A 25,217-nucleotide genomic window follows, 5' to 3' on the forward strand; every position below is an offset into this window, starting at 1 on the left:
AGCCTGTGCTGACGCAGCCTCGTGCGGTGCCCGCTGTGAGCTACGAGGTCACCGCCCGACTGGTCGAGCTGGTCGACCCCGATGGCCATCGGCACTGGCTGACCGAGGGCCGCGAGGTCCCGTCGTGGGCTGATCCTGAGCGCGTGGCCGAGCTTGCCAATGCGGGCGCGCTGATGGCGTTCGAGAGGCTGGGCAATGACTGACCCGTACAGCGCGAATCCGCTGGCCGAGATGCTGGCCGAGCGTGACCCGTGGCGATTCGACCGACTGACCAAGGTCTCGACGCCGCCCAAGATGTTCGCCAACGGCACCGCTGATGTCCCTGCGTTCACCGCATCGGGGATCGAGCCGAACGAGTTGCTGAGATTGCCGTTCGGTGTGCGTCACGCAGTGGCCGAGAACCCTGACATCGTTGCGGTGTATCAAATGTTCGAGCAGTACGCGGGGATCCCGGAGATGGAGATCGACAGCCCGGGGTTGCAGGACGCCAAGATCCGGGCCGAGCAGTGGATGCGCGACACCGACACCCGCACGCCCGAGCAGATCCGGGCGGATGAGGCCGAGAACGAGGCCTGGTACCAGCAGCAGATGCGGATCGGGGATCGCTACGGCCTGCTCCACGAGGAACACCAGGCTCTGCTCCATATCCCGACCGAGGAGCGCCACGCGCGGTTCGAGGCGGCGGCCAAGGCCAAGGCCGATGCGCAGCGGGCCGGCCAGCCCATCCCGACACCGGAGTGGGCGCAGGCCGAGGGAGCGCAGGCATGACCCCCAGGGGGCTACTCCACCCCGGCAGGGGGGTCCGACGGACCGCGGCTGAGGTCGCTCCGAGGTACGCAGGGTTCAAACATTCCGGGGGACCCCGTGGGTAGGGGCGGGGCGCGCAACCGTTCGGGCTCTCGGCCGGACCCGCGGTCGGGTCGTTCGGAGCGTCGGGGCTACTCGCTTTCGTCGCTGCCGGCGCACGGCTACGACGGTGAGATCCCGGCGTTCCCGCTGCCTTCGGCGTCGTCGAGGGAGCTTCAGGTGTGGGATCTGGCCTGGCGCACCCCACAGGGCTGGGCGTGGTCTCAGCCGTCGGAGCAGTGGCGCCACCTGACGATCGGGCTGTGGGTCCGCACCTTCGTGCGCTGCGAGGCCGAGAGCGCGCCCGCCTCGATCCTGGCCCAGCTCCACCGCTTCGCCGATCAGGTCGGCATGACCACCGCCGGCCTCGCCGAGATGGGCTGGCAGATCGCCGCCGACGAGACCGCCGCACGACGAGTCGCTTCGCCGACCACCGAGGGAGCCACCTCAGGCACCGGCACCCACTCACGACCCCGCGAGCGCCGCCTGCGCACCGCGCCCGAGGAGGCCTCATGAGCAAGCGACACTCCCTCGACGGCCTGCAGGAACGAGGTCAGCGGCTGCGGTCCGACCTCGTAGCCCGCGACCCGGACCTCGACCGGGCCGGCAACCCGATGGCTGAGGTGATGCTGTCGGCCTGCCGCACCGCTGACCGCGTCGAACGCCTCGAGCGCGAGGCCGCTGATGCGCCCTCGTGGATCACGACCGACAAGGGCGCGCTGATGACTCACCCAGTGCAGGTCGAGGTTCGCCAACAGGCCATCCTCCTCGCCCGCCTGTTGGCTGCTTTGCGTCTGCCTGATGAGGCGGGCAAGCGGCCGCAGGCGCGCTCGCTGCGGGGCGTCCACGGCCCCGGCAAGGTCTCGTCGATCGAGCGTGCGCGTCTGCGCGCCGAGGGTCAGGAGGGCGCATGACCAAGCACCAGTCCAAGGGCCGCCCGCAGGGCAACCCGTCACGCCCGTCTCAGCCTCGGCCCTCGGTGGCCGATGTCGTCAGCCGGATGGTTGCCGCGGAGTCGATCCTCCCGGGCCTGGCTGACCAGTTTCGGACGCTGAACCCGGCGACGCAGGCGCTGTTGTTCCGCATCGTCGACCTCATCGGCGGCATGAGCCACGACGAGAAAGAAGAGACGCGGGTGCAGCTCACGGGCATCCGCCGTTTCGACCACACCAGCGAGGAGATGGTCGAGCTCCTCGGGGCGGTCGAGTCTCTAGTGGCGAACCTCGACCGGATCGCGACCCCGACTGTCGACGGTCAGCCGAAGGGAACGCTCGCTGAGCAGTTCCTGGCCGACTACGCCGCGAGCCAGGAGGGCTGAGCCATCGCTGTCCGCAGAGAAGAAGTCCGCATCCACGTCACCTCGAACCTGGCCCAGCAGGCTGTCAGGGACGCCGCTGCGCTGAAGCTCCTGGTTGCGACGCTGAAGGATCTCGGTGCCTCTGGGGAGCAGGTCGACCGGATCACCCAGCGCGCGTCCCGCGGCGGCCTCAGGTCGCTGTCGCAGGACGCTGTGTCGTCCGAGCGCAACATTCGCCAGCTCGACCAGGGCATCAACAACTTGACCGGCCGGCTCCGATTGGCTTCCGAGGTCGCGCTGACCCTCGGGCCCGCGCTGATCCCGGTGGCCGGCCTGGCGGCGCCCGCGCTGGCGGGCGTGGCCGCACAACTGTCGATCGCAGCCATGGCCGGTTCCTCGGCGCTGCTGGCGTTCCAGGGTGTGGGGGAGGCGCTCACGACCATCGAGGCCGTCCGTCTCGACCCCACCGCCGAGAACCTGGAGAAAATGCGCGACGCCCTCGGGGAGCTGTCGCCCAAGGCGCGCCGCTTCGCCATCGAGCTGGGTGAACTTCGACCCGCAATCGCGGCCGCGACGGTCGACGCCTCCGCCGACGGGTTCTTCCCCGGCGTCATGGACGGGCTCGACAACCTCGAGTCCGCGCTACCCCGCATCGCGTCGTTCTTCAACGAACTCGGCGACGTCACCGGCGACCTAGCCGGCGACAGCATCGCCTCCCTGACAGGGGAGCGGTGGGAGGGCTTCTTCTCCTACATCGAGGACAACGCCCGCCCCATCCTCACCGACCTCGTCGGCACCGTGGGCGACGTCACCCACGGCCTAGCCGAGCTCGTCATGGCCTTCGACCCCACGAACCAGGAGTTCTCGGGTTGGCTGCGCGGTCAGGCAGACGACTTCGACGACTGGGCCGCCGGACTGTCGAAGACCGAAGGCTTCAAAGAGTTCACCCAATACCTGCGGCAGAACGGTCCCGAGGTCGCCGAGACCGCCGCCGCCATCGGCGGTGCGCTCACCGACATCGTCGTGGCTGCCGCACCGCTCGGCGGTCCCGCGCTGAACGCCCTCGAGGGCTTCGCCACCGCCTTGTCCGCCATCGCCGACTCGCCCATCGGCACCCCGCTACTCCAAGCCGCGGGCGCGCTGCTGCTGTTCAACCGGGCCGCGGCGGCGACCAGCCGCATCAACGGCATCCTCGCGACAACCAGGACCAATGCGTCCTCGACCGGCGCCGCCGTCGCGGGCGGGATGGGGCGTGCAGCCACGGCGATCGGTCTGGCCGGCACCGCGGCGACCTTCCTGGGTCAGCAGTGGGGCAAGGCATCCGGTGCAATGGTCGACGTCGGCAAGGTCGGCGACGATCTGCGGTCCCTGGCTGCGGGTGGCACCCCTGATCTGCTGGAGCAGATGGGCAACAGCCTGGAGTACATGGCCGGCTGGCAGAACAAGGCCGCGGAGCCGCTGCGGGAGATCTTCGCCATCGGCGGAGCGACGCCGATGGACAACGCCGCCGACAACATCGCCGCCGTCGACCAGGCCCTCTCCGACCTCATCGAGACCGGCAAGCGGGGCGAGGCCGAGAGGGCGTTCCAGCGCATCCTCGAGGAGGCCACCGGGGCCACCCAGGGCGCCTCGATTGCCCCGTGGGCCCGTGACGACGTCCTGAAGAGCTTCCCCGCCTATCAGGCGGCGCTCGAGGCTGCGAGCAGCGGGAACGGCAAGTACGCCGACTCTGCCGATCAGGCAGGCAATGCCGCCGGTGGAGCTTCGCAGAACATCAACGAGATGTCCCGCGCCATGCGCCGCCAGCACGACGCCGCGCTCGGTGCGTTCGACGCCCAGACCGCCTGGGGACAGGCCCTCGCGGACGCGAAGGACGCCGCCGCGAAGGGGGAGCGGGGGATCAGCTCCTACACCGCCGCCGGCCGGGAGAACCGCAGCCTGCTCTCAGGCATGGCCTCGTCGTGGAACGGCATGTCCCACGCGGTGAAGCAGAACACCGATCGCTACTACAACGCCCGCGACGCGTTCGTCCGCGTGGCCACGGCGATGACCGGCAACGAGGCCCAGGCCAAGCGCCTCGCACGCCGCTACCTCGACATGCCGAAGAAGGTGCTCACCCGCCTCGCGCTCGAGGGTGAACGCGACACCATGCGCGGGCTGAACAACACCACCAGGCGCGTCGAGCGGCTCGACCGCCAGCGCGCCCGACCCCGCGTGGAGCCAGAGACCCGTCGCGGTGACCAGATGCTGTCCCGGTTCGACTCACGCATGCGTGAGATCGGTGGTCGGCGACCCACGCCCGTGGTCGGTGCCAACGACAGGCCGGGCCGCTCGACGCTGCAGGGAATGGACAACCGCCTGCGGGAGATCGACACGCGCAAGACCACACCCCAGGTCGGCGCCGACATCGGCGAAGCCATGGGCAAGTCCAACGTCGTCCGCTCGAGCATGACCTTGCTCGGGAACATGCGACCCACGCCGTCAGTGGGCCTCAACGACAAAGCGAGCGGTCCCATCGCGGGCATCCGCGGCGGGCTCGCGGGCATCCAGTCAAAGACCGTCACCGTCACCGTCGTCACCCGCAACGTGAAGGCCAACGCCGCCGGCGGGATGTACCCGGCGATCAACCGGAGCCTGCCTCGAACTGCTGAATCGATCGTGCGCGACCGCATCGCAGCCGGCGACTTCGCCAACGGCCACCGTGCTCAGATCGCGTCCGGTGGGCCCACTCGCGTCTGGGCCGAGCCCGAGACGGGCGGCGAGTCGTATATCCCTCACGCGAACGACTGGCGGCGCCCTGGTGCTCGTCAGATCGCGGAGCAGACCGTCGGCATCCTCGGCGGCCAGGTCGAGTGGTATCGCCGAGGAGGCATCCGCGGCCTTGAGGCCGAGCGCCGAGGGGTTCAAGCCGCTCTGTCGGACGAGGTGATAGGTCGTCAGCGTGAGTTCTGGGCTCGCGAGCGCGATGCCGTCATGGCCGCAATGCGGTCGGGCGGTGGGGGAGGCGGCTACAGCGGCCCGTCCACTGTCCGTGTGGAGGGCCCACTGCGCGTCCGGGGCACCCTCAACACCCCCTGGGGACCCGCCGAGATCGAAGGCATCGCTGAGGACGTCGCTCAGCGCGTGGTCGACGACAACCGCGGCGCCGACTACGACTTCAACGCCATCCACGGGCGCGGGTGAGCGGGTCTTGCGGCATCGCAGCACGAACCGTGACCACGCCTCCGGTTTGCCTAGCGCCCCGAAGGACAGACTTGGCCTAGGCCGTCCCGCCTGGACCCCATGCTGGGCGGGGCGGCTTAGCAGGCTAAAAACCGGTCTTTAACGGTTTGAAGTTGCGGGGATGTAATTTGGCGAGTTCTATTCCGTCACACGCGCCTCACTGATTCACTGCCTTCACTTCCCTACGGCTCAAGGATCCGTGATGGCAGATCCAATCGAAACTGGCGTTCTCTACCGAGAAGACAACCTGACGGCATTGCGGCGGCTGCCTGCGGAGAGCGTCGACCTGGTCTATCTGGACCCCCCATTTTTCTCCAGCCGGGTCTACGAGGTGATTTGGGGTGACGAAGCTGAGGTTCGTTCCTTCGAGGATCGTTGGGACGGTGGCATCCGTCACTACGTCGGGTGGATGCGAGAGCGCGCGCGGCTGCTACACCGCGTTCTCAAGCCCACTGGGTCTCTCTATCTGCACTGTGATCCGAACGCGAGCCACTACCTCAAGGTCATGCTCGACGACTTGTTCGGTATCGATCGCTTCCGCGGCGAGGTCACGTGGCAGCGGACGACCACGCACAACGACGCGAAGCGTTGGAGCCCCAATTCAGACACGCTGCTCTACTACGGCAAAACCAACCAGGTGACGTGGAACGCCGTGCATGTTCCCCATGACCCCACCTATGTGGCCCAGAAGTACCGATTTCGCGAAGCCGACGGCCGGCGGTTCGCGCTTGGCGACATGACGAGCCCCAACCCGCGGCCGAACCTGACCTACGAATGGAAGGGTCATGCGCCTCCTAAGAACGGTTGGCGCTACTCCGTCGACACGATGACGCGTCTGCATGAAGAGGGGCGAATCTGGTACCCAGACGCGAAGGCCAAGCGACCTCGGTTGAAGCAGTACCTCGACGAGAATCCTGGACCCGTCGCCGGAAATATCTGGACCGACATCGCGCCACTGAACAGTCGCGCTCGCGAACGGCTTGGGTACCCAACCCAGAAGCCCGAGGCGCTCCTTGCTCGCATTCTTGAGGCCAGCTCCAACCGCGGTGACGTGGTCTTGGACCCCTTCTGTGGGTGCGGTACCACGGTCAGCGTGGCCCAAAAGCTCGGCCGGCGGTGGGTCGGTATTGATGTCAGTCCCACTGCTATGGACATCATGAACGAGCGCCTGGGCCGCATCGTCGACAAGACCGGGTTCCGCATTGTCGGTCTGCCTGACACTGTCGAGTCCCTGCGTGACCTCAAACCTTTCGAGTTTCAAAACTGGGTGATTCGCAAGTTCGTCGGCACACACTCACCCCGCAAGAGCAACGACCTTGGCATAGATGGCTACAGCTTCATGGTCGGTAATCCGATCCAGGTCAAGCGCTCCGACAGGGTCGGACGAAATGTTGTCGACAACTTCGAAACCGCCATGCGCCGCGGTGGTCACGACAAGGGTTACATTGTCGCCTTCAGCTTCACCCGGAACGCGCGAGAGGAGGTTGCGCGAGCACGCTGGGAAGACGGCCTGGAGATTGATCTATTGACGGTGGCTGACCTCCTCAAGCCCCAACTTGACGAGCGAATTCCCGAACTCGCGACCGTCACCCAGTTGCCTCTCCCGCCGTCACGCCCAGTAGCGGCGCTTCCGTCCGCAACGGAGCTTGCCGCCAGCGACCAGGGCGCTGCCGCGGTCTAGCCGCGAGCATCCGCCCGCGCTGCGAACGCCCGCGCCGCCACAATCACCTCGGCGTGCTCCCGCCTGACCCAGTACTGCCCGCCGTGGAACGTCGCCGGCATCTTCCCTTCGCGGGCCATCCACTGCGCCCACTGCACGGTCAGCCCAGCCATCGCGGCGACGGTGGCGGTGTCGAGCCAGACGTGGTCGACGTCGGGTGGGTTGCCGTGCTGCTCGCGGCGTTGGCGTTGCTTCTCCCGTTCGGTCTCACGCTGCTCGAGCCAAGTCCGAGCTCGGTCGAGTGAGTCTGGGTTGATCGAGGCGTGTGCCCGCACTCGACGATCGCCGTCGGCCGGCGGGGGAGTCTGCTCGAGCACGCCGTGGCGCAGGAGGGTGCGGACGGTGGCCTCACAAACGCCGAGGCGTCGGGCGGCCTCGCGGTAAGTCAGCAGTCCCACGAGGTTGCCCCCGATCTTGCGGGTATCCAAGGGTCAAGAACGGCACCGCGCAGCATATGTTCGCAGCGATCGTCCGTCTCTCACTCGTGGGGTCTGTGAATGTCGAACTCTCTTTCGCGTCGCCTAGTTTTAGCCCTGCTGCCGCTGACTCTGGTCAGCGCCCTTCTTGTCCTCGCCTCGCCCTCAGCGGAGGCGCACGGACCCAGGACTTGGTGGACCTACTCCTGGCCTTGGGGCGCGAAGGTGGACTGGGCCGTGCCAGTGAGCATCAAGGGCCCTCACAAGCGCATCAAGATCACCAACCAGGACGAGTGGTGGACGATGAAGGAGTTCCGCTGGAAGGGCTGGGGATCACCCCGTGCGGTGGGGCGTGGTCTGGTCAAGTACGGCAACGCGAACGGCAACGGCCGGTTCCACCGCGCGACCCTGGTCCTGTCCAAGCGCACGAGCTTCGACTGCGCGGACGGGGCTAGCGGCAGCGATCCTCACAACACCTACCGGCAGAGCAAGATGATCGGACGCTGGGGTTGGGGGCCGACGGTCCGAGGTGGCATGACGATCCGCATCAAACGAGGCTTCGTGCGCTGCTGAAGGGCGCGTGCCTTGCCGCGTGTGGATCGAGCTCCTAGCCAGGGGGCCGTGAGGTGCGTACTGTCGACAGACGTCGTTCACTCGGCGGTTGGCTGTGCGGGGGGCACGCTGACCATCAGCCGTGCGGCCGGCCAGCCTTGATTCGGACCTGCACTCCGCGGATCGGTGAGCCTCGTCCACCGGTCGCGACACGCTCGTTCCCGCGGGCGAGGTCTTGCCCAATCGAGGGCAACGATTGACGCGAGCCGTCCGACTCATCCACTCAGCATGGCGCCGGCCACGCCTCGAACGGGATCAGCACCTCCGTCCGCTCCCACCAGACGCGCATCCCGCCGCCCGGGTAGGCGACCGCCACGAGACCCCGCCAGTGGGGCTCGGCCGCGCGGGCGTGTGCCGGCCCGTCGTTCTCGATGCGCCGCAGCTCGAGGAGGAGCGCGATCAGGGGCGGCTTGCGGCTGTTGGTGGCCTCGTCGACCAGCCAGACGTGGCGGGGGTAGAACTCAGGCTCATATCTGCCCACCTCGCGAGTCCCCATCGCTCCCAACATAGTGCGGAGCTCTAAGGCCCAACCTCGGACCGATAGACCCGAATCGAGCAACAGTTGAGTGTCGAGCGCTCCAAGCGGTTGACGGCTGTTGTCTACTTCTCCGACACAACGTCTTCATGGGGGAGCACCTGAAGTGGCCGCGGCAGCATCTCGATCTCTGACCCTTGACGTCACCATGGTGCATGACATCCCGCGGGGACGCGGAAGAGCAGCAAGTCAGAGCTCGTCGGCGGTCTTGTCGGAGAATCCGACGGTTCTCGACGCTGAGACTGACCGTTTCATCCGGGAGCAGATGTTGTTGCCGACCCTGGACACGGCTCGCCAGGTGGTGGCCACCCAGCCCGAGAAGGACACTACGACACCACGCCTTGCGCACATGGTGCTGGACGACATTTCGAAGTTGCCTGAAGTGTCGCGCGAGCTCGCCCAGCATCTATTTGACACGCAGAGCGGCTCGGCCTCGTCGGGGATCTTCATCGCGTCGAAGGCGACTCTGAACGGCAAGCCGGTACTCGTGCTGATCAAGGCAGAGCACCAAGAAGGAGTGAGACTCCAACAGTCCGGCACGGCCCAGCACGTCGCCTTTCGCGTGGAGCACATCTCGGAACTGATCGTTGGCGCAAACTCTAAGGTGTACAAGATCGCGGTTCTGTGGTTCGACGAATTCAGCAAGCAGGTCGAGGGCCTGATGGTCGATAAGCAAAACGGTGTTGCTTATGCGGGCTACTTCCTTCACGAGTTCTTAGAAATGTCTCTGCGGCACCGAGCGGAGGTCACGACTAAGGAGTTTCTCGAAGCCGTTAACAAGTTCGTCCAGGGGTCAAACTTCTCGGCCGAGAAGAAGTTGCGTTACACGGGCGCCCTCGCTGCGACACTCGAGAGCCCCAATCCGCAGGTCGATCCAACGAATTTCATACGGACGTTCATAGATAAGGACGACCGGGATGCTCTCGCTCAAAGCCTTCCTCAGCAAGCAAAGGCCCCCTTTACTAAAGACACCAAACTGGTTCAGAGTCGGATCGGTGGTGTGCAACTTCGCTTCGGTCGCGACGGTCAAAACCTTGTCCAGATTCGGGCTTCGCAGGAAGCCCTCGATCAGGACATGCTCGAGGTCGGACCGGATCAAGTGACTGTGAAAGCGCCCCCGGACAGCGTCGAGCCGTCCGGACCTCCGCGCTGATGGCGGTTCTACAGGCGGGAGCCGCGTATCGAGAGAGTCGACCCCTCCTGGACGCTGCGCTGGAGGGGTACAAGGCCGATCTTGAAGCGATCGTGCGGCGAGTGCCTGACACGCTAGTAGTCGGTCGGGTAAAGACGGCACGGAGTCTAGTTCGGAAGTTGCGCGATGGCCGGCGCTCGTGGGAGTCCGTGACGGACAAAGTGGGCCTCCGAGTGATTTGCACCGCTCCTTCTGATGTCCGTGCAATCGATGACCTGATTCAGAGTGGTCCGTGGACGGTAGCTAAGCGTGAGAAGAAGTCCGGCAATGGTCCGCAGGAGTTGTTCTACCCGGGGCTCCATTTCGACGTCCACCGTGACGACATCCGGGACCACCTAGATGGCCCGATCTTTTGCGAGATACAGGTGCGCACACGCGCTCAAGATGCCTGGGCAGTGGCTTCGCACAAACTCACGTACAAGGGGCCGCTTAAACTCTCGAAACGCATGCAACGTGCTGTCGTTCGGTTGACGGCGCTAGTAGAATTGTTTGACGAGGAGATATCCAGGGCCTTCAAGAAGCGAGCCAAATTGCCGAACTACCGTCCAGCCTTGATCTCGGAGTACCTCGACGACAAGTACGAGGCGCTCTGCGAAGAGGTTGCTGACGCGGCGCAAGATCTGGAGATCGTGAAAACGCTTCTAGGTTCCTACGACGAAGACGAGTTGCCTCAACTAGAGTCGATAGTCGACAAGTTCGTGGAGTCCGAGACTGGTCTGGGTCAGCTGATAAGGGATCATCTAGTGCATTCCGTGAACTACAGCGATAGGTCCGATTGGTTGTTCACCCAACCCGAAGTGCTGCTGGTGCTGGAGCGATGCCACTCGAGGCCGTACCTCTTGCTAGAGGCCACGTCGGAGTCTGATCTTGAAGATGTAGTGCGCGCCACCTGCGTTGCCGCTGGCAGGCCGCTGCCAGCCTGACGCTCTACCGTGGACTATGCACTCCATGATCTGCGCCTGTTGCCGAGAGCGCATCGACAACCCCACCTTCGGCGAGACCGGCGATGGCCGCTGCCTTACGTGTCAGGCCGACCACGATCGGGCTCACGCGTCAGGGTGGCGGGGCTGACTACCTAGGCACCGGGAAGTTCTCGTTCGTCAGCCCGCCCCGCGGCATCTGGAGCTTGGTGCGGGTCTCGCCGTCGCGGTGAGCGTTCCAAGCTCGGATGGTGAGCGCGAGGCCCTCGGTCTCGTTGATGCGTCCTCCAGACAGCCGTAGGCGGGTGACGCGGTTGCGCAGCACGGCGATCGGATCGGTGGCTGCGAGGCCGTCACCGTCTGCCACGCGCAGGAAAAAGGTCGTTGCTGCGTCGCCGTCGAGCTCGCTGAACAGCCAGTGGCAGAGCCCGATGACAGATGCGGGTAGCCGCTCGCGGGATGCCAGGCGGTTGGCGAGGTCTGCGCTGTTGCGGATCTCGGGGTGGCGGGTGAGCCAGTCGTCCATCTCGAGGGGTGTGGGTCGGATGGCGCCGGTGTTGGTGCGCATCCCGCGCTCCCACATCACGGCACGTCGGCAGACCGCGGCGAGGGTGGCGGTGTTCTCCTCGCCGGTGAGCTTGAGTGCGTCGGAGTAGGTGCGCTTGGCGCCGGCATCGACGGTGGGCATCACGTCGGGGGTCAGGCCGCGCACGACGACCATCGGGACGGTGGCGCCGGACTGCACGATCGCGTTGAGGCGGTGCTGGCCGTCGTAGAGCTGTCCGTCGGCGGAGAACTTCAGCGTCTCCCCGTTGAGGCGCCAGCGTCCGGCCTCCATGTCTCGGGCGTAGCCGTCGACCACAGGCCGGCGCAGGTTGCGGTTGTTGGGGTTGCGGCTGAGCCAGGTCTCGGCGAGCGCGGGGGAGACGTCGACGATCTCGGCGTCTACGACGCCGTCGTCCTGGGCGCCGACGGATTCCGACATTTGGCGGGATCCGTCGCGCCGCTCGACGGCGGGTTGGTCTGAATCGTCATTCTGCGATTGAGCGTGGGTCATGGTGCCTCTCGGGGTCGGGCAGGTGTTCAGGTCTGAACACCTCGACGGACGTGGAACGAGCCCGCCCCGGCGTGGGGCGGGCTGATGGTGGGGCTCGCAGGGGGAGCAGTGGCGTGGTCATCGCTGGGCGCTCCTGACCTCGGCGGCGGGATAGCGGTCCTGAGCTCCGTCGCGGGCGTTGTCGCGCTCGGCGAGGTCTGCGTAGCGGGTCAGTGCCGCAGCGAGCATGCGAGCGTCCTGGGGGTCGAGCCAGGTGTCGACCTCGATGGCGCTGCCGTCCGGGGACTCCACCTCGGTCTGCCGGATGATGAGCTGGACCCGCGTTGAGCCGTCGTTGCGCCCGGCTCGGTCGTAGTCGTCACTGTGAACGAGCCTGACCGTGTTCTCGCAGTTGTCCGCGTAAGAGGGCCACATGGTGCCGCGGGAGTAGTGGAGTCCGCCGCTGGGGAAGTCGAGCACGCCGTGCCTGGGTTCGCAGGTGGCGAGCTCGCACCAGTCGGGGTGGGTGACGTCCTCGACGGTCGCGGCGGGGCGCTCCGGTGCGGTGGTCATCGCTGGCGCTTCTGTCGTGAGGCGCGCGCTCGTGCGACCAGCTCGAGGAGTGCCAGGGCGTGCAGTTCCATCTGGTCGGGGTGGATCAACTCTCCGCCGCCGGCGATGCACATGACCTCGGCGTGCTGGGTCTCCTCGGGAGTCGGGGTGCCGTCGGGCAGCCCGATCATCGTGAGTGCGTAGTCCTCGCCACGGATGCGGCCGAAGTCGTCGCTGCTGTGGATGACGCAGCCCTCCGAGCTCTTGAGGTCGTCGAGATGGGTCTGCTCGGGGACGGTGCACCAGTCGGGGCACCAGATGCGGACGGCGGTGGTCGTCATCGTGCCCCCTTGTCGTACTGCCGGCGCTGGTGTGCGACGAAGGCTCGGAGGCAGTTCTTGCAGTCCTCGGGCTCGGGCAGGGGCACGAGGCGGCCGACGGTCTGCAGGTGCTCTCGGGCGGTCGGCCTTCCGTCGATGAACTGCCAGTGGCCACACAACGTGCGGCACTGAACGCCCATGTCTGCAGCGGCGTTCATGGCGCTGACCCAGAACAGGTGCTCGACCTGGCGGCGCTTGGGCCTGGCCGGTGTTGGCGTCTCGTTGGTGCCGGCCTCGGATGGGGTGGTGCAGACTGCGGTCATGGTGCTGGCCCTCCTTGGGGGCTAGTTCCTAGGCCCCAGCCGGTCTCTGACCACCGGTCGGGGCTGCTGCGTTTCTGCGGGTGTGCTGCGTTGTCGCGCGGGCACGAGAACAGGGACAGCCTGATACCCGGCGTCCCGGTGGTCTTTCTCGTGATGCCGGTGACCGTCCTGTTCGCGTTCTGGCCCGGCGTGGTCGGACTGAGCCTGACGACGCCCTGAGGCGTCACGGAAGAAGGGGAACCCCATGGGGAAGTGGACCGATGTGCTCGACGCGGCCGGCCTGGTCGTGCTCCGGGCCTGCGCGCTCGTGTGGACGGCGCTCGCCGCGCCGCGGACGCGCGACGAGCGCGGCGACGTGCCCGGATGGGTGCTGATCACCGTCATGACCGCCACGATCGTCGGCGGGATCTGGGCGTTCCTGCGCCCCGAGCTGATGGGCATGCTGCGCTCGGCGCTCAACTCGGTGGGCGGCTGAGCCAGGTGCTCGACCGGTCGCCGCGCACCCCTCGGGGCCGGCGGACCCGCGACGAGCGCGGGTCCGCGGTCGTCGACTTCGTGCTCGTGCTGATGATCCTGGTGCCGCTGTTCCTGGGCATCCTCCAGCTCGCGCTCGTGCTGCACGTGCGGAACACCCTCGCCGCCGCGGCGTCCGAGGGGGCGCGGTACGCCGCCACCCTCGACCGCGGACCCGGCGACGGCGTCGCGAAGACCCGGGACCAGGTGGACGACGCGATCGCCGGTCGCTTCGCCCGTGACGTGTCCGCGCGGCCCGCGACGGTCGACGGGGCACCCGGCGTCCTGGTCACCGTGCGCGCCACGGTGCCGCCTCTCGGGCTGTTCGGGCCCGCGGTGCCGCTCGAGGTCACCGGCAGCGCGGTGGAGGAGAGCCGATGAACGTCGTGCGGCGACTGCGGCGCCGCCTCGCGACGCGGCGCCTCGACGAGGGCGGCACCGCCATGATCGAGCTGGTGTGGCTCGGGCTGCTGCTGCTCGTCCCCGTGGTCTACATCGTCCTGACCGCGTTCGAGGTGCAGCGCGGCGCGTTCGCCACCGCCGCGGCTGCGCGCGCCGCGGGTCGCGCCTACTCGCTGTCCGAGAGCGACGCCGAGGGACGCGCGCAGGCCGAGGCCGTGGCTCGGCGGGCGTTCCTCGACCAGGGCCTGGAGCGGACGCCGGACCTGCGGGTCAGCTGCGCGCCGGCCGACGTCTGCCTGTCGGGCGGGTCGGTGATCACCGTCGTCGTCGACACCCGCATCGACCTGCCGCTGCTGCCCGACGTCCTCGGGGGCAACCGGCCGAGCATCGCGGTCGACGCGACGCACAGCGTCCCCTACGGGCAGTACCAGGAGGTCCGATGAGGACCCGGTGGGGGAGACGGCGGGCGCGCCGCCGTGACGAGCGCGGGCAGACCTCGATCCTCATCGTCGGGTTCGCCGTCGCGCTGCTCATGGGCCTGGCCGTCGTCGTCGACGCGTCCGCCGCCTACCTGCAGCGACAGGGGCTCGACACCCTCGCCGACGGCGCCGCGCTGGCCGGCGCGGACGGGGGCACCCGCACCGAGGACGTGTACGACGAGGGGTTGGGCGCAGAACGCCTCGACCAGGGCGCGGCGAGCGCCCGCGCCGCGGTGGCGGCGTACCTGCGGGCGGTGGGCGCCAGCCGTCGCTTCCCCGGGCTGACCCACACGGTGCGGGTCACCGGGGACACCGTCGAGGTCGACGTGCGCGCCCCGGTCGACCTGCCCTTCGAGATTCCCGGTGCGCCCTACCGGCCCACCGTGTCCGCGGGCGGCTCGGCGGTGATCACCGTGGACCGGGGACGGTGACGTCGGGCGTCTGCACGAGCACCGGCCCGAGGGTGCAGGGCGCGAGCGCGGACAGCGTGTCGTCCGTGACGCACCGGGTGGGTCACGGACGACACGCTGTTCAGAACGGGCTCAGGCGCCGGCGGTGTCGTGGAGCAGCGGCGCGCCTGACGCGACGCCTCAGGCCGGCAGCACGTGCTCACCGGTCTTGTCGGTGCTGAGGCACAGCGAGCAGACGTGGGCGTCGTGGGCGACGCAGGCCGTCATGTCGGGGCGCTCGTAGTCCGTCGCGCAGACGTGGCAGGTCAGGACCGTGCCCGACGGGTTGCCGTGCTCGTCGTACATCGGCAGGTCGATGCCGTCGTCGGTGCGGCGCAGGTAGTAGCGGCCCCGGGTGGCGATCGCGAGCAGCGGCGGCAGCACCAGGGCCAGACCCACCGCGACCAGGGGCGAGTAGGGCCGGATGGTCTCCCCGAGCCCGCCGAAGAACACCAGGATCGAGATGACGGCCGCGGCGGCCATCGACACGAAGCCGACCGGGTTGACGGCGTACAGCATGCCGCGGCGGAACTCCGGTGCCTTCGGGGAGAGGCCCAGCAGGTACTTGTTGAAGACGATGTCGGAGGCCACCGTCACGATCCAGGCCATCGCCACGTTCGCGTAGAAGCCGAGGATCGTGTTGAGGAAGTCGAACATGTTCGCCTCCATCAGCACCAGCGCGATGAGGAGGTTGAACGCGAGGAAGACCAGGCGGCCCGGGTAGTGCTTGGTGACCCGGGTGAAGGAGTTGGTCCAGGCCAGCGAGCCCGAGTAGGCGTTGGTGACGTTGATCTTCACCTGGCTGATGACGACGAGGACGACGGCGAGCGTCAGGGCGAGCCAGCCGGGCAGGAAGCCCTGGTAGACCTCGAGGAACTGCTGCACCGGCTCGTTGGCGAAGCTCGCGCCGTCGGTGACGTTGGCGATGAGGTAGACCGCGAGGAACAGCCCGACGACCTGCTTGGCGGCGCCGAAGAACACCCACCCCGGGCCGGCGAGCACCATGGCGGTCCACCAGCGCCGGGAGTTCTCCGGCGTCCTCGGCGGCATGAAGCGCAGGTAGTCGATCTGCTCGGCGATCTGCGCGATGAGGCTGAGGCAGACGCCGGCGGCGAGCAGGGTCGCGCCGAGGCTCGGGCCGAGGTCGTCCTCGCCGCGGTACGCCGTGAACTGGGCGATCGAGTCGGGGTTGCTGGCCACGAGGTAGACGAACGGCAGCACCATCAGCACGAGCCACAGCGGCGTCGTCCAGACCTGCAGCGTCGACAGCGCCTTCATGCCGTAGATGACCAGCGGGAAGATCATGAACGTCGACACGGCGTACCCGAGCCACAGCGGGATGCCGAGGCCCACCTCGAGGCCCTGCGCCATGATCGCGCCCTCGAGGGCGAAGAAGATGAACGTGAACGACGCGAAGATGACGTTCGTGACGACCGAGCCGTAGTAGCCGAACCCGCTGCCGCGGGTGATGAGGTCGAGGTCCAGGTTGTAGCGCGCCGCGTAGTAGGCGAGCGGGAAGCCGGTCGCGAAGATGACGACGGCGAAGACGAGGATCCCCCACAGCGCGTTCGTGGTGCCGTAGGCGATGCCGATGTTGGCGCCGATCGCGAAGTCGGCGAGGTAGGCGATCCCGCCCAGCGCCGAGACCGCCACGGTGCCCGTGGACCAGGTGCGGAAGTGGCGCGGCGCGAAGCGCAGCGTGTAGTCCTCGAGCGTCTCCCGCGTGGCGGGGTCGACGTCCAGGCCCCGGGTGCGGGCGGGACCCGCGCCGGGCCCTCCGGCGGGCGTGGTGGAGGTGTCGGCGGTCATGGGCGCTCCCGGGCGTGGAGGAGGGGACCTGCCGGAACGTAGGTCGCCGATGTTTCGCCCCGATCACCACCGAGCACCGCGCCGGTTTCGGCGCGCGCGCCCAGCTCCTAGCCTGCTGCGATGAGCGCCCGACTGTGCAACGTCGTCGTCAACGCCACCGACACCCGGCTGCTCGCGGACTTCTGGTGCGCCGCGCTCGGCTGGTCGGTGGTCGACGAGGAGGACGGCGTCCTCTCCCTCGCCGACCCCGACCAGCCCTGGCCGGTCCTCGACCTCGTGCCCGGTGCGGGGGCGAAGACCGGGCACAACCGCCTGCACCTCGACCTGCGCGCGGACGGCGGCAGCACCCAGGCCGACGAGGTCGAGCGGCTGCTCGGCCTCGGCGCCCGGCGGGCCGACGTCGGGCAGGGTGCCGACGTGTCCTGGGTGGTCCTCGCCGACCCGGAGGGCAACGAGTTCTGCGTCTTGGGGCGAACCGTCGGCGAGGTCCTCGCCGACGGGTGACACTCGGCGCATGACCCCCCGCCTGCGCCGCCTCGGCGCCTCCCTGCTGCTCGCCACCTCCCTCGGAATCGCCGCCCCGGCCCAGGCCACGCCGGACACCACGAGTGCCTCCGTCACCCGCGCCCAGGTCGGCGCCACGAACGCCTACTCCCGGTCCGCCTTCACCCACACCAACCGCGCCCGCGCCGAGCACGAGCGCCCGGCCCTGCGCGGCAACGCCTGCCTGCGGAGGGCCGCCCAGCGGCAGGCCGAGCAGATCGCCCGCGCCCAGGCGCTGAGCCACCAGGACCTCGGCCGCATCCAGCGCGACTGCGGCGTCGGCTGGGTCGGCGAGAACGTCGCCGCGGGGTACGCCACCGGCCGCGACGTCGTCGCGGGCTGGATGGGCTCCACCGGCCACCGCGACAACATCCTCAGCACGAACTACAACCGGATGGGCATCGCCGCCGTCAAGGACGACAACGGCACCTGGTGGGCCGCGCAGGTGTTCGGCTCGCGGTAGCCGACGGCGCGTGACCCGACGGCGCGTAACCCGACGGGGGCGTCGACGTTGGGGGGTCCGTGAGCCTGCGACTGCGGACCCTGCTCGTCCCGACCCTCGCCGCCGCCCTCCTCGGCCCGGTGGCCCTCGGCCCGCCGGCCCCCGCGGCCGAGCCGGAGCGGTCGACGACCGCCGCCCCCGCGGAGAAGCCCGCGCTGCGGAACCTCACGAAGCCGCGCTACGACACCTCGACGGTCACCGAGTACCGCGTCCCGACGCCGTACGGGACGATCTACGGCTGGGTCCGCCGACCGGACGTGCCGGAGGGCCGCACGGTCCCCACGATCCTCACCTACTCGCCGTACGCCGCGCTGTCGAGCCCCGCACCCGGGGTCGACCGCGGCACCACGAGCGACTTCTTCGTGCCCCGCGGCTACGCCCGCGCCTACTTCCACCTCGTCGGGACGGCGAACTCGGGCGGCTGCTACGACTACGGCGGCGTCCGCGAGCGCGAGACCGCCCGCCGGGTCGTCGACTTCCTCGGCACCCGCGACTGGTCCAACGGCAAGGTCGGCATGATCGGCGGCTCGTACGACGGCACCACCCAGTGGGCCGCCGCCGTCGAGCAGCCGGAGCACCTCACGACGATCGTCCCGCAGGTCGCGATCAGCCGCTGGTACGACTACGCGTTCGGCCAGGGCGTCCGCTTCGCCTCCGGCACCGGCACGCCGCTGCTGTTCGACGTCGGCTTCAACCAGGTGCCGATCCCGAGCACCGACCTCGACCCGGCCGCCGCCGAGGCGCTCGTCGACAGCGTCCGGCCGTGCGAGACGCTGCGCAACGAGCTGCGCGGCTTCGGCCCCGACCCGGTGTACGACGGGTTCTGGAAGGAGCGCGACTACCGCCGCCGGGCCCAGGACGTCGAGGCCAGCGTGCTGCTCGAGGGCAGCTGGGCCGACTACAACGTCCACCCGATCAACTCCGAGCAGATGTGGCAGCGCGTCGTGGGCCGCGTGCCCGCGCTGCTGCGGATGTCGCAGCAGGGTCACGGCGTCGCCGACTTCGACGACTCCGCCACGCTGCGCCACGCCTGGTTCGACCGCTGGCTGCTCGGACGGCGCACCGGCGTGATGGCCCAGCCGGTCGTCGAGAGCCGCGCGAACACCGGCCTCGACTCGACGTCCGCGGCCTGGCCGCCGGCCACCTCGACCGTCCGCCCCCTGACGCTGGGGGCGACGCCGGGCGCCGGCGACCTCGGCCTGGAGGAGGGCGACAGCACCGAGTGGGCCGATCTCGACCCGCAGCAGAGCGAGCAGCGGGTGCTGGACGGGCAGGCACCGCTCACCTCGAGCCTGTACGTCGGCGACGCCACCACCCGCGACGTCCGGATCGCCGGCACGCCGCGGCTCGACGTCCGGGTGCGCACGAGCGCCGAGTCGACCCACCTGACGCCGGTGCTGTTCGACGAGGCGCCCGACGGCACCCGGATCTTCGTGTCGAAGGGGCTGCTGAACTCCCGCAACCGCGACGGGCTCGGCCGCTCCGAGCCGCTGGCGCCGGGTGAGGCGTGGTCGTCGACCGTGGTGATGCAGCCGACCGACCACGTGCTCGCCGAGGGCCACCGGCTGGGGCTGGCGATGATGTCGATGAACGCCGACGAGGCGTTCTACGGCGACGAGACCGCCGCCACGAACGAGCTGCTGCTCGGCGGCACGCGCCTGCGGCTACCGACCGACTGAGACCGGCACCCAGCCGACCGGGGCGTCCTCGCCGACCCGGCCGTCGACGGCCTCGCGGATGAGGTCCGCGTGGCCGACGTGGCGGCCGTACTCCTCGAGCATGTCCAGCAGCAGCCGCCGCAGCGTCGGGTGGTTGCCCTGCCCGTCGTCCACGTGGACCCGCTGGTCGAGGCCCTCGGGGTGCGTGAGGGCCTCGTCGACCCGCGCCCGGGCGCGCGCCACGGCGCCGTCGTACAGCGCGTAGAGGTGGGCGGGGGAGTCGGACGGTGCGCTCGTCCACTGCCAGTCCCAGCTGCCGTCGTGGCCCAGCGGGCCCCACACCTCGGTCAGGTCGCCGCCGGTGAGCCGGTCGAGGGTGATGTCGTCCTCGACCAGGGCGAGGTGCTTGAGCAGCCTGCCGAGGGTGAGGGTGGAGGCGCCGACGGCGGTGTCGAGGCCGGCGGCGTCGAGGTCGTCGGCCTTCCACCGGAAGGTGGCGCGCATGCGGTCGAGCGAGGCGAGCAGCTGGGTGGCCTCGGTGGCCGCGAGCGGCGGCTCGAGGGGGTAGGGGGTGGGTCCGTCGGGGGTCTGCGAGGTCGTCATGGACCGACCGTAGGAGCGATACCGGTCGGATCGCAGCCGGTATCCGTGGGACCGTGGGGAGATGCCGTCGAGCCCCACCGCCCGTGCCCTGGAGGCCCTGTTCCTCCTGCAGGAGCGCCCCGGGGTCACGGCGGCCGGGCTCGCGGAGCGGCTGGGCGTCTCGGAGCGGGCGGCGCGGCAGTACGTGAGGGTGCTGCGGGAGGCCGGCGTCCCCGTCGCCTCGGTGCGCGGCCGCCACGGCGGCTACCGCCTCGGGCGCGGGCTGCGGCTGCCGCCCGTCGTCTTCTCGGCCGCCGAGGCCCTGGCGCTCGTGATGGCCGTGCTCGACGGGCACCACGCGACGCGCAGCGACCAGGACGACGACCTCGTCGGGCGGGCCCTCGACACCCTGCTGCGGGCGCTGCCGGAGCGGGTCGCCGCGCAGGCCGAGTCGGTACGTCGCACCGCCCGTGCCGCCCCGGACCGCGGCGCCGCGAGGCCCGCCCCCGAGACCGTCGCCGCGCTGGTCGAGGCGTGCGCCGAGCGCCGGCGGGTGCGGTTCACCTACACCAGCGAGGGCGGCCGCACCGCCGACCGTGACGTCGACCCGTGGGGCGTCGTCGTCCGTCACGGGCGGTGGTACCTGCTGTGCGCGGCGCCGTCGGGTCGCCGGGCCTACCGGCTCGACCGCATGGGCGAGGTCCGGTCGGGTGGCCCGGGCGACGGCGCCCCCGAGGGGCTCGACCCGGTCGCGGAGCTCACCGAGCACCTCGCGTCCGGGTGGTCCATGGCCACCGAGGTGCACGTCGAGGCCCCGCCGGACGTCGTCCGGCGCGGGCTGCCGGCAGCGCTGGGGAGGGTCGAGCCGCTCGGCGCGACGGGGGAGGGGTTCTGGATCACCGGCACCACCGACGACCCCTGGTGGTACGCCGAGCAGCTGGTCCGTCTGCCCGCCGCCTTCACGGTCGTCGGAGGCGAGGAGCTGCGGGCGACGACCACCGCGCTGGGACGGCGCCTCCTCGCCTCCGTCGGCGACGCCTGACTGCAACACCGCGCAACCCTGTCGGCCGGCCACCGGTGGTCCCTAGCGTCGCCGGGACCCGCACACCGGCGTGCGGGCGACACCCAGGAGGACACCATGACCACCGCCCACGTCACCGGGGCCGCGCGCGGCATCGGCCGCTCCATCGCCCTGCGCCTCGCCGCCGACGGCCACGACGTCGCCGTCTCCGACCTCGACTCCATGGCCGAGGAGCTCGAGCGCACCCGCGCGGACGTCGAGGCGGCGGGCGTCCGCGGTGTCGCCCTCACCGGCGACGTGTCCGACCCGGGCTCGGTCCGGGCCCTCGTCGCGGACACGGCGTCCTCGCTGGGCTCGCTGGACGTGATGGTCGCCAACGCCGGCATCGCCCAGACGAAGGCGCTGCTCGACGTCACCCCGGAGGAGTACGACCGGGTCCACGCGGTCAACGGCCGCGGCGTCTTCCTCTGCTACACCGAGGCCGCGCGGCAGATGATCGCCCAGGGCGGCGGCGGCAAGATCATCGGCGCCGCGTCGATCGCCGCCCACAAGGGCTTCGCGCTGCTCGGCGTCTACTGCTCCTCCAAGTTCGCCGTCCGCTCGCTGACGCAGAGCGCCGCCCAGGAGTGGGCCGAGCACGGCATCACCGTGAACGCCTACTGCCCGGGCATCGTCGACACCACGATGTGGGAGGAGATCGACCACGACCTGGGCGAGATCAACCGCGTCGGCAAGGGGGAGTCGATGAAGGCCATGGCGGCCGGCATCACCCTCGGCCGCGTCTCGACCGGGGAGGACGTCGCCAAGCTGGTCTCCTTCCTCGCCGGCCCGGGCTCCGACTACATGACCGGCCAGTCGGTCCTCGTCGACGGAGGGATGCTCTTTGTCTGACCCGCATGCGCGCCCCCGGCGCGCTGCGGCAGGCTGACCCCCATGGCAGAACCGGTCGACGACGCCTTCCTCGCCGCGGTCCGCGGCCTCACCTCGGAGCACGGGGCCGACCCCGCGGGCCTGGACGCCCTCGGTGGTCTGCGTCCCGAGCGCCTCTGGGAGCTGTACGACGCGCAGGCCGGCAGCCGCCACCTCGACCTGGCCGCCAAGTGGCTGCGCGAGAAGGAGCGCGGCTACTACACGATCGGCTCCGCCGGGCACGAGGGCGACGTCGCGGTGGCCGCCGCGACCCGGCCCACCGACCCGGCGCTGCTGCACTACCGCTCCGGCGCGTTCTTCCTCGAGCGCTCCCGCCAGGCCGGGGTGACCACCGCGCTGCGCGACGTCCTGCTCGGCATGGTCGCCGGCCGTGAGGACCCCATCTCCGGAGGCCGCCACAAGGTGTGGGGCAGCGAGGCCGCGGCCGTCGTCCCCACCACCTCGACGATCGCCTCCCACCTGCCGCGGGCGCTGGGGCTCGCCGTCTCGATCGGCCGGGCCCGCCGTCTCGGGGTCGAGCAGGGCCGCCCGGCCGACTCGATCGTCGTGTGCTCCTTCGGTGACGCCTCGGCGAACCACTCCACCGCGCTGGGAGCGATCAACGCCGCGCTGAACACGTCGTTCCAGGGCCTGCCCGTGCCGCTGCTGCTGGTCTGCGAGGACAACGGCATCGGCATCAGCGTGCCGACCCCCGACGGCTGGATCCGCCACGCCTACGGCCGACGCCCCGGGTTGGCCTACCTCGAGGCCGACGCCTCCGACCTGCCCACGGCGCTCGAGGTCAGCGCCCGCGCCGCCGAGCACGTGCGCCGCACCCGCACGCCCGCGTTCCTGCACCTGCGGACCGTGCGCCTGATGGGTCACGCCGGCGCCGACGTCGAGACGTCGTACCGCAGCACGACGCAGATGCAGGCCGAGGCCCGCCGCGACCCCCTGCTCGCCACCGCGCGGCTGATGATCACCAGCGGGCTCGCCACCGCGGACGAGGTGCTGGCCCGCTACGAGGCCAAGCGCGAGGAGGTCATGGGCCTCGCCGAGGAGGCCGCCGAGGCGCCCGGCATGACCGACGGCGCCGAGGTCGCCGCGCCGCTCGCGCCCGCCGACGCCGACGCGGTCGCCCGGCGCGCCGCGGGCCGCTCCACCGCGGCCCGGAGCCCGGAGGACGGCCGCATGCTGACGCTGGCCCAGGCGATCAACCGGTCGCTCGCCGACGTCCTGGCCCAGCACCCCGGCTCGCTCGTCTTCGGCGAGGACGTCGCCGCGAAGGGCGGCGTGTACGGCGTGACCCGCGGCCTCATGAAGCGCTTCGGGCGCGGGCGGGTCTTCGACACCCTCCTCGACGAGCAGTCGATCCTCGGCCTCGGGCTGGGTGCGGGGATCTCGGGGCTGCTGCCGATCCCCGAGATCCAGTACCTCGCCTACCTGCACAACGCGGAGGACCAGCTGCGCGGCGAGGCCGCCAGCCAGCGGTTCTTCTCCAACGGCGCGTTCCGCAACCCGATGGTGGTGCGGGTGCCGGGCTACGGCTACCAGAAGGGCTTCGGCGGCCACTTCCACAACGACAACGCGGTGGGCGTGCTGCGCGACGTGCCCGGCCTGGTCATCGCCTCGCCGTCCCTGCCGGACGACGCCGCCGCGATGCTGCGCACCTGCGCCGCCGCGGCCGACGTCGACGGCACCGTGTCGGTGTTCCTCGAGCCCATCGCGCTCTACCACACCCGCGACCTGCACGAGCCGGGCGACGACGGCTGGCTCCGCCCGTACGCCGGGGAGAACCGGTGGGCCGACGCGCACGTGCCGATCGGGGTCGGCCGCACCCACGTCGCTGAGGGGAGCGAGGGCGAGGACCTCACCATCGTGACGTTCGGCAACGGCGTCCGGATGAGCCTGCGCGTCGCGAAGCAGCTCGAGGAGCAGGGGGTCGGCGTCCGCGTGCTCGACCTGCGCTGGCTCGCGCCGCTGCCCGTCGAGGACCTGCTGCGCGAGGCGAACGCCACCGGCCGCGTGCTCGTCGTCGACGAGACCCGCCGCTCCGGCGGCGTCTCGGAGGGCGTCGTCACGGCGCTGGTCGACGAGGGCTTCACCGGGAAGCTCGCCCGGGTGGCCAGCCTCGACTCCTTCGTGCCGCTCGGCGACGCCGCGAACCTGGTCCTCGTCAGCGAGGACCAGATCCTCGCTGCGGCCACCGCACTGCTCGACCGGTAGCCTCGCAGGGTGGCAGGCCCTGACTTCGAGACCCAGATCAAGCAGCTCCGCGCGACGCTGCGCACCATCGAGCAGGTGCTCGACGTCGACGCCATGCGGGCCGAGATCGCCGACCTCGGCGAGCAGGTCGGCGCGCCGGACCTGTGGGACGACCAGGAGAACGCCCAGCGCGTCACCGGCCGCCTGTCGATGCTGCAGAACGAGCTCGAGCGGTTCGAGGGACTGTCGTCCCGCGTCGAGGACGTCGAGGTCCTCGTCCAGATGGGCCGCGAGGAGAACGACGCCGAGACCCTCGCCGAGGCGGAGGCCGAGCTGCGCAAGCTCCACAAGTCCGTCGAGGCGCTGGAGGTGCGGACCCTGCTCTCCGGCGAGTACGACGGCCGCGAGGCGCTCGTGACCATCCGCTCCGGCGCCGGCGGCGTCGACGCGGCCGACTTCGCCGAGATGCTGATGCGGATGTACACCCGCTGGGCCGAGCGCAACTCCTACCCCGTCGAGGTCTTCGACACCTCCTACGCCGAGGAGGCGGGCCTGAAGTCGGCGACCTTCGCCGTCCACGCGCCGTACGCCTACGGGACGCTGTCCGTCGAGGCCGGCACCCACCGCCTCGTGCGGATCAGCCCCTTCGACAACCAGGGCCGCCGCCAGACGAGCTTCGCCGCCGTCGAGGTCGTGCCGGTGCTGGAGCAGACCGACGAGATCGAGGTCGACGAGAACGAGATCAAGGTCGACGTCTACCGCTCCTCGGGCCCCGGCGGGCAGTCGGTCAACACCACCGACTCCGCCGTCCGGCTGACCCACCTGCCGACCGGCACGGTCGTGAGCTGCCAGAACGAGAAGTCGCAGCTGCAGAACAAGGCCGCCGCGATGATCGTGCTGAAGGCCAAGCTGCTCGCGCTGAAGAAGGCCGAGGAGCGGGCCCACCTCGACGAGATGCGCGGCGACGTGGCGGCCAGCTGGGGCGACCAGATGCGCAACTACGTGCTCAACCCGTACCAGATCGTCAAGGACCTGCGGACGACGTACGAGGTGGGCAACCCGCAGTCGGTCTTCGACGGCGAGATCGACGGGTTCCTCGAGGCCGGCATCCGCTGGCGCCGAGGTGCCGAGCGCGCCGCGGCCGACGCCTGAGC

General features: G+C 69.9%; 29 protein-coding genes. 21 read left to right on the forward strand and 8 right to left on the reverse strand.

What is annotated here, in order from left to right:
* The first annotated feature begins 35 nt into the window (after positions 1-35).
* The 7 genes from MJ876_RS11140 to MJ876_RS11170 all read left to right on the forward strand — a co-directional run bounded on the left by MJ876_RS11140 (position 36) and on the right by MJ876_RS11170 (position 7,046).
* Positions 36-203 (forward strand): hypothetical protein, encoded by a 168-nt coding sequence (locus tag MJ876_RS11140; protein ID WP_240236363.1) that lies wholly within the window; start codon positions 36-38, stop codon positions 201-203.
* Complete coding sequence (locus tag MJ876_RS11145) at positions 196-768, forward strand: hypothetical protein (protein ID WP_240236364.1); 573 nt, start codon at positions 196-198, stop codon at positions 766-768. Before MJ876_RS11140 ends, MJ876_RS11145 begins: the two co-directional genes overlap by 8 nt.
* Positions 769-1,026: 258 nt before the next feature.
* Positions 1,027-1,362 carry a hypothetical protein gene (locus tag MJ876_RS11150; protein WP_240236365.1) on the forward strand — a complete coding sequence of 112 codons (336 nt, stop codon included), beginning with the start codon at positions 1,027-1,029 and terminating at the stop codon, positions 1,360-1,362.
* A complete protein-coding gene (locus tag MJ876_RS11155; RefSeq protein WP_240236366.1) occupies positions 1,359-1,760 on the forward strand; it encodes a hypothetical protein in 402 nt (133 codons plus the stop codon). Before MJ876_RS11150 ends, MJ876_RS11155 begins: the two co-directional genes overlap by 4 nt.
* Entirely contained in the window at positions 1,757-2,164 is a 408-nt protein-coding gene (locus tag MJ876_RS11160; protein ID WP_240236367.1) for a hypothetical protein, read from the forward strand. Before MJ876_RS11155 ends, MJ876_RS11160 begins: the two co-directional genes overlap by 4 nt.
* A gap of 192 nt (positions 2,165-2,356) precedes the next feature.
* A complete protein-coding gene (locus MJ876_RS11165; protein ID WP_240236368.1) occupies positions 2,357-5,326 on the forward strand; it encodes a hypothetical protein in 2,970 nt (989 codons plus the stop codon).
* A gap of 241 nt (positions 5,327-5,567) precedes the next feature.
* The gene (locus MJ876_RS11170) at positions 5,568-7,046 is read left to right on the forward strand and encodes a DNA methyltransferase (protein WP_240236369.1); all 1,479 of its coding nucleotides are present in this window, start codon (positions 5,568-5,570) and stop codon (positions 7,044-7,046) included.
* Here the strand turns inward: MJ876_RS11170 and MJ876_RS11175 are convergent.
* Complete coding sequence (locus MJ876_RS11175) at positions 7,043-7,513, reverse strand: helix-turn-helix domain-containing protein (protein ID WP_240236370.1); 471 nt, start codon at positions 7,511-7,513, stop codon at positions 7,043-7,045. The two genes, MJ876_RS11170 and MJ876_RS11175, sit on opposite strands and share 4 nt — an antisense overlap.
* A gap of 213 nt (positions 7,514-7,726) precedes the next feature.
* On the opposite strand from MJ876_RS11175, the gene MJ876_RS11180 reads away from it, so the two are divergent.
* A complete protein-coding gene (locus MJ876_RS11180) occupies positions 7,727-8,074 on the forward strand; it encodes a hypothetical protein (protein WP_240236371.1) in 348 nt (115 codons plus the stop codon).
* Between the two features lie 262 nt (positions 8,075-8,336).
* Here the strand turns inward: MJ876_RS11180 and MJ876_RS11185 are convergent, their stop codons facing one another.
* Positions 8,337-8,609 (reverse strand): hypothetical protein, encoded by a 273-nt coding sequence (locus MJ876_RS11185; protein ID WP_240236372.1) that lies wholly within the window; start codon positions 8,607-8,609, stop codon positions 8,337-8,339.
* Between the two features lie 187 nt (positions 8,610-8,796).
* On the opposite strand from MJ876_RS11185, the gene MJ876_RS11190 reads away from it, so the two are divergent.
* Together MJ876_RS11190 and MJ876_RS11195 are read left to right on the forward strand one after the other, a co-directional pair.
* Positions 8,797-9,801 (forward strand): nucleoid-associated protein, encoded by a 1,005-nt coding sequence (locus MJ876_RS11190; protein WP_240236373.1) that lies wholly within the window; start codon positions 8,797-8,799, stop codon positions 9,799-9,801.
* Positions 9,801-10,763 (forward strand): GTP pyrophosphokinase family protein, encoded by a 963-nt coding sequence (locus MJ876_RS11195; RefSeq protein ID WP_240236374.1) that lies wholly within the window; start codon positions 9,801-9,803, stop codon positions 10,761-10,763. Before MJ876_RS11190 ends, MJ876_RS11195 begins: the two co-directional genes overlap by 1 nt.
* Before the next feature lie 148 nt (positions 10,764-10,911).
* Here MJ876_RS11195 and MJ876_RS11200 read toward each other — a convergent pair whose 3' ends face one another.
* The 4 genes from MJ876_RS11200 to MJ876_RS11215 form a co-directional block, all read right to left on the reverse strand.
* Complete coding sequence (locus tag MJ876_RS11200) at positions 10,912-11,745, reverse strand: hypothetical protein (protein WP_240236375.1); 834 nt, start codon at positions 11,743-11,745, stop codon at positions 10,912-10,914.
* Between the two features lie 189 nt (positions 11,746-11,934).
* Positions 11,935-12,369, reverse strand: a complete 435-nt coding sequence (locus MJ876_RS11205) for a hypothetical protein (RefSeq protein ID WP_240236376.1) — start codon at positions 12,367-12,369, stop codon at positions 11,935-11,937.
* A complete protein-coding gene (locus tag MJ876_RS11210) occupies positions 12,366-12,689 on the reverse strand; it encodes a hypothetical protein (RefSeq protein WP_240236377.1) in 324 nt (107 codons plus the stop codon). The genes MJ876_RS11205 and MJ876_RS11210 overlap by 4 nt, the downstream gene beginning before the upstream one ends.
* Positions 12,686-12,991 carry a hypothetical protein gene (locus MJ876_RS11215; RefSeq protein WP_240236378.1) on the reverse strand — a complete coding sequence of 102 codons (306 nt, stop codon included), beginning with the start codon at positions 12,989-12,991 and terminating at the stop codon, positions 12,686-12,688. The genes MJ876_RS11210 and MJ876_RS11215 overlap by 4 nt, the downstream gene beginning before the upstream one ends.
* Positions 12,992-13,235: 244 nt before the next feature.
* Between MJ876_RS11215 and MJ876_RS11220 the strand changes: the two genes are divergently transcribed.
* Genes MJ876_RS11220 through MJ876_RS11235 form a run of 4 tightly spaced genes read left to right on the forward strand, consistent with a single transcriptional unit; the run spans position 13,236 to position 14,816 of the window.
* Positions 13,236-13,466: a hypothetical protein gene (locus MJ876_RS11220; protein ID WP_240236379.1), complete on the forward strand. Its 231-nt coding sequence runs from the start codon at positions 13,236-13,238 to the stop codon at positions 13,464-13,466.
* 5 nt (positions 13,467-13,471) lie between these two features.
* Positions 13,472-13,885, forward strand: a complete 414-nt coding sequence (locus MJ876_RS11225) for a TadE family protein (protein WP_240236380.1) — start codon at positions 13,472-13,474, stop codon at positions 13,883-13,885.
* A complete protein-coding gene (locus MJ876_RS11230; protein ID WP_240236381.1) occupies positions 13,882-14,349 on the forward strand; it encodes a hypothetical protein in 468 nt (155 codons plus the stop codon). Before MJ876_RS11225 ends, MJ876_RS11230 begins: the two co-directional genes overlap by 4 nt.
* A complete protein-coding gene (locus MJ876_RS11235) occupies positions 14,346-14,816 on the forward strand; it encodes a pilus assembly protein TadG-related protein (protein ID WP_240236382.1) in 471 nt (156 codons plus the stop codon). Before MJ876_RS11230 ends, MJ876_RS11235 begins: the two co-directional genes overlap by 4 nt.
* A gap of 159 nt (positions 14,817-14,975) precedes the next feature.
* On the opposite strand, the gene MJ876_RS11240 is transcribed toward MJ876_RS11235, so the two are convergent.
* Positions 14,976-16,643, reverse strand: coding sequence for a cytosine permease (locus tag MJ876_RS11240; protein WP_240236383.1), 1,668 nt, complete (start codon positions 16,641-16,643; stop codon positions 14,976-14,978).
* 120 nt (positions 16,644-16,763) lie between these two features.
* On the opposite strand from MJ876_RS11240, the gene MJ876_RS11245 reads away from it, so the two are divergent.
* Genes MJ876_RS11245 through MJ876_RS11255 form a run of 3 tightly spaced genes read left to right on the forward strand, consistent with a single transcriptional unit; the run spans position 16,764 to position 19,367 of the window.
* On the forward strand, positions 16,764-17,147 hold the full coding sequence (locus MJ876_RS11245) for a VOC family protein (RefSeq protein ID WP_240236384.1): 384 nt from the start codon (positions 16,764-16,766) through the stop codon (positions 17,145-17,147).
* Positions 17,148-17,157: 10 nt separating this feature from the next.
* Complete coding sequence (locus MJ876_RS11250; RefSeq protein ID WP_240236385.1) at positions 17,158-17,649, forward strand: CAP domain-containing protein; 492 nt, start codon at positions 17,158-17,160, stop codon at positions 17,647-17,649.
* A 59-nt stretch (positions 17,650-17,708) separates the two neighbouring features.
* Positions 17,709-19,367 carry a CocE/NonD family hydrolase gene (locus MJ876_RS11255; protein WP_240236386.1) on the forward strand — a complete coding sequence of 553 codons (1,659 nt, stop codon included), beginning with the start codon at positions 17,709-17,711 and terminating at the stop codon, positions 19,365-19,367.
* Here the strand turns inward: MJ876_RS11255 and MJ876_RS11260 are convergent.
* Positions 19,353-19,949 (reverse strand): DUF664 domain-containing protein, encoded by a 597-nt coding sequence (locus tag MJ876_RS11260; RefSeq protein ID WP_240236387.1) that lies wholly within the window; start codon positions 19,947-19,949, stop codon positions 19,353-19,355. The two genes, MJ876_RS11255 and MJ876_RS11260, sit on opposite strands and share 15 nt — an antisense overlap.
* Positions 19,950-20,010: 61 nt before the next feature.
* Between MJ876_RS11260 and MJ876_RS11265 the strand changes: the two genes are divergently transcribed.
* From MJ876_RS11265 to prfB, 4 genes are all read left to right on the forward strand, one after another.
* Positions 20,011-20,970, forward strand: coding sequence for a YafY family protein (locus MJ876_RS11265; RefSeq protein ID WP_240236388.1), 960 nt, complete (start codon positions 20,011-20,013; stop codon positions 20,968-20,970).
* Positions 20,971-21,066: 96 nt separating this feature from the next.
* A complete protein-coding gene (locus MJ876_RS11270; RefSeq protein ID WP_240236389.1) occupies positions 21,067-21,840 on the forward strand; it encodes an SDR family oxidoreductase in 774 nt (257 codons plus the stop codon).
* A gap of 42 nt (positions 21,841-21,882) precedes the next feature.
* Positions 21,883-24,084: a thiamine pyrophosphate-dependent enzyme gene (locus tag MJ876_RS11275; protein WP_240236390.1), complete on the forward strand. Its 2,202-nt coding sequence runs from the start codon at positions 21,883-21,885 to the stop codon at positions 24,082-24,084.
* A gap of 9 nt (positions 24,085-24,093) precedes the next feature.
* A complete protein-coding gene (prfB, locus tag MJ876_RS11280; RefSeq protein ID WP_240236391.1) occupies positions 24,094-25,215 on the forward strand; it encodes a peptide chain release factor 2 in 1,122 nt (373 codons plus the stop codon).
* Positions 25,216-25,217: the final 2 nt, after the last annotated feature.

The sequence above is a fragment of the Nocardioides sp. CFH 31398 genome (assembly GCF_022436705.1).
Classification (GTDB): Bacteria; Actinomycetota; Actinomycetes; order Propionibacteriales; family Nocardioidaceae; genus Nocardioides.

Excerpts from the sequence above, each read along its gene's own strand:
- MJ876_RS11265 (WP_240236388.1), top strand. The coding sequence starts at position 20,011 with ATGCCGTCGAGCCCCACCGCCCGTGCCCTGGAGGCCCTGTTCCTCCTG.
- MJ876_RS11260 (WP_240236387.1), bottom strand. The coding sequence starts at position 19,949 with ATGACGACCTCGCAGACCCCCGACGGACCCACCCCCTACCCCCTCGAG.
- MJ876_RS11195 (WP_240236374.1), top strand. The coding sequence starts at position 9,801 with ATGGCGGTTCTACAGGCGGGAGCCGCGTATCGAGAGAGTCGACCCCTC.
- MJ876_RS11240 (WP_240236383.1), bottom strand. The coding sequence starts at position 16,643 with ATGACCGCCGACACCTCCACCACGCCCGCCGGAGGGCCCGGCGCGGGT.
- MJ876_RS11155 (WP_240236366.1), top strand. The coding sequence starts at position 1,359 with ATGAGCAAGCGACACTCCCTCGACGGCCTGCAGGAACGAGGTCAGCGG.
- MJ876_RS11215 (WP_240236378.1), bottom strand. The coding sequence starts at position 12,991 with ATGACCGCAGTCTGCACCACCCCATCCGAGGCCGGCACCAACGAGACG.
- MJ876_RS11145 (WP_240236364.1), top strand. The coding sequence starts at position 196 with ATGACTGACCCGTACAGCGCGAATCCGCTGGCCGAGATGCTGGCCGAG.
- MJ876_RS11270 (WP_240236389.1), top strand. The coding sequence starts at position 21,067 with ATGACCACCGCCCACGTCACCGGGGCCGCGCGCGGCATCGGCCGCTCC.
- MJ876_RS11220 (WP_240236379.1), top strand. The coding sequence starts at position 13,236 with ATGGGGAAGTGGACCGATGTGCTCGACGCGGCCGGCCTGGTCGTGCTC.
- MJ876_RS11275 (WP_240236390.1), top strand. The coding sequence starts at position 21,883 with ATGGCAGAACCGGTCGACGACGCCTTCCTCGCCGCGGTCCGCGGCCTC.
- MJ876_RS11170 (WP_240236369.1), top strand. The coding sequence starts at position 5,568 with ATGGCAGATCCAATCGAAACTGGCGTTCTCTACCGAGAAGACAACCTG.
- MJ876_RS11250 (WP_240236385.1), top strand. The coding sequence starts at position 17,158 with ATGACCCCCCGCCTGCGCCGCCTCGGCGCCTCCCTGCTGCTCGCCACC.
- MJ876_RS11210 (WP_240236377.1), bottom strand. The coding sequence starts at position 12,689 with ATGACGACCACCGCCGTCCGCATCTGGTGCCCCGACTGGTGCACCGTC.
- MJ876_RS11230 (WP_240236381.1), top strand. The coding sequence starts at position 13,882 with ATGAACGTCGTGCGGCGACTGCGGCGCCGCCTCGCGACGCGGCGCCTC.
- MJ876_RS11200 (WP_240236375.1), bottom strand. The coding sequence starts at position 11,745 with ATGTCGGAATCCGTCGGCGCCCAGGACGACGGCGTCGTAGACGCCGAG.
- MJ876_RS11205 (WP_240236376.1), bottom strand. The coding sequence starts at position 12,369 with ATGACCACCGCACCGGAGCGCCCCGCCGCGACCGTCGAGGACGTCACC.
- MJ876_RS11245 (WP_240236384.1), top strand. The coding sequence starts at position 16,764 with ATGAGCGCCCGACTGTGCAACGTCGTCGTCAACGCCACCGACACCCGG.
- MJ876_RS11160 (WP_240236367.1), top strand. The coding sequence starts at position 1,757 with ATGACCAAGCACCAGTCCAAGGGCCGCCCGCAGGGCAACCCGTCACGC.
- MJ876_RS11185 (WP_240236372.1), bottom strand. The coding sequence starts at position 8,609 with ATGGGGACTCGCGAGGTGGGCAGATATGAGCCTGAGTTCTACCCCCGC.
- MJ876_RS11235 (WP_240236382.1), top strand. The coding sequence starts at position 14,346 with ATGAGGACCCGGTGGGGGAGACGGCGGGCGCGCCGCCGTGACGAGCGC.
- MJ876_RS11190 (WP_240236373.1), top strand. The coding sequence starts at position 8,797 with ATGGTGCATGACATCCCGCGGGGACGCGGAAGAGCAGCAAGTCAGAGC.